This window comes from Ramlibacter sp. (assembly GCF_036383835.1).
Lineage (GTDB): Bacteria > Pseudomonadota > Gammaproteobacteria > Burkholderiales > Burkholderiaceae_C > Ramlibacter.
The window spans coordinates 1-2,075 of record NZ_DASVNN010000081.1; the positions used below are offsets into that span (position 1 = coordinate 1).

The window sequence follows — 2,075 nt, forward strand, 5'->3', positions numbered from 1 at the left end:
TATCTCAAGCGCCTGCTGGTGGGCGGCTTCGAGCGCGTGTTCGAGATCAACCGCAACTTCCGCAACGAAGGCATCTCGGTCCGGCACAACCCCGAATTCACGATGATGGAGTTCTACGCGGCGTACTGGAACTACCGCGACCTGATGGACTTCACCGAGGCGCTGCTGCGCGACGCCGCGCAGAAGGCGGTGGGCACGCTGCAGCTGTCGTACGCCGGCAAGGAAGTGGACCTGTCGAAACCCTTCGAGCGCCTGACCATCCCCGAGGCGATCGTGCGCCACACCGAGGCCGGCGACAACGTGGGCAACCGCGACTGGCTGATCCAGCAGCTGCGCAAGCTGGGCCTCACCGAGGAAAAGGATCGCCTGTCGGGCCGTTCGCTCGCTTCGCTGCAGGTCTTCTACTTCGAGGAGAAGGTGGAGGAGAAGCTGTGGCAGCCGACCTTCATCATGGAGCACCCGACGGAGATCTCGCCGCTCGCGCGCGCCAACGACGAGCGCCCGGAAGTGACGGAACGCTTCGAGCTGTACATCACCGGCCGCGAGATCGCCAACGGCTTCTCGGAGCTGAACGACGCCGAGGACCAGGCCGCGCGCTTCCAGGCGCAGGTGAGCGCCAAGGACGCCGGCGACGACGAGGCGATGTTCTACGACCACGACTTCGTCCGCGCGCTGGAATACGGCATGCCGCCGGCAGGCGGCTGCGGCATCGGCATCGACCGGCTGATGATGCTGCTGACGGACAGCGCCAGCATCCGCGACATCATCCTGTTCCCCGCCCTGCGGCGGGAGAGCTGATGGCGCGCTCGCGCCGCAGCGAGCCCGCCCTCGGCATCGATTTCGGCACCTCGAACTCCGCGGTGTCCTACCTGGCCGAAGACGGCCGGGCGTTGCTGGTGCCGCTGGAAGGCACCGCCACGGCCCTGCCGACGGCGGTGTTCTTCAACATCGAGGATCACGGCACCCACTTCGGCCGTGACGCGATCGGCCTGTATCTCGCCGGCGTCGAAGGCCGGCTGATGCGCTCGCTGAAAAGCCTCCTGGGCAGCAGCCTGGTGGAGGAGGAAACCGCGGTCGGCAGCGGCAGCCTGAGCTTCAAGGCGATCATCGCCCTCTTCCTCTCGGAGCTGCGCCAGCGCGCGGCCCGTCACCTGGGGCATGAACCGCGGCGCGCGGTCATCGGCCGCCCGGTGCACTTCGTCGACGACGAGGCCGACCGCGACCGGCGCGCGCAGGCCGTGCTGGCCGAAGCCGCGGCGGCCGCCGGCTTCACCGACGTGAGCTTCGAGCTGGAGCCGATCGCCGCGGCGCTGGACTACGAACGCCGCCTCGCGCGCGAATCGCTGGTACTGATCGTCGACATCGGCGGCGGCACTTCCGACTTCACGGTGGTGCGGCTCGGACCGGACCGGATCGCGGCGCGCGACCGCGGCAGCGACATCCTCGCGACCACCGGCGTGCACATCGGGGGCACCGACTACGACCGCCAGCTGAACCTGCAGCAGGTGATGCCGCTGCTGGGACTTCGGCACGTCGGGCCGGCGGGACGCGAGGTGCCGAGCGGCCCCTTCTTCGACCTCGCCACCTGGCACCTGATCCACCGCATGTACACGCCCCGGGTCCTGCGCGACGTGCGCGAGCTGCGCGTGAACTACGGCGACACGCGCCTGCACGACCGCCTGCTGGCCGTGCTGGACCAGCGCCTCGGGCACCTGCTGGCGAGCGAAGTGGAGCGGGCGAAGATCGAGGTGTCGATGCATGCAGGCAGCTCCGCAATCGACCTGGGAGTGGTGGAGCGCGGGCTGCAGGCTGCGGTCGATGCGCAAGGCATGGCGGCAGGACTCGCGCCACTCCTGGAGCAGGTGGTGGATTGCGCGGAAGAATGCCTGCGGCGCGCGGGCGTCGCGCCGGATCGGCTGGACGCCGTCTACCTCACGGGCGGCTCGTCGGCGCTGCAGCCCTTCCAGCAGGCCCTGCAGCGGCGCTTCCCGGCGACGGCGATCGTCGAAGGGGATTTGTTCGGGGGCGTGGGGTCGGGGCTGGCGTACGCCGGACAGCGGTGACAGGCGTGGGGG

General features: G+C 69.5%; 2 protein-coding genes. Both read left to right on the plus strand.

What is annotated here, in order from left to right; genetic code table 11:
• Positions 1 to 798, plus strand: a 798-nt coding sequence (locus tag VF522_RS13670) for an amino acid--tRNA ligase-related protein (protein WP_330908828.1), incomplete at its 5' end; no start/stop codon positions are given.
• Complete coding sequence (locus tag VF522_RS13675) at positions 798 to 2,063, plus strand: Hsp70 family protein (RefSeq protein ID WP_330908829.1); 1,266 nt, start codon at positions 798 to 800, stop codon at positions 2,061 to 2,063. The genes VF522_RS13670 and VF522_RS13675, both read left to right, overlap by 1 nt.
• Positions 2,064 to 2,075: the final 12 nt, after the last annotated feature.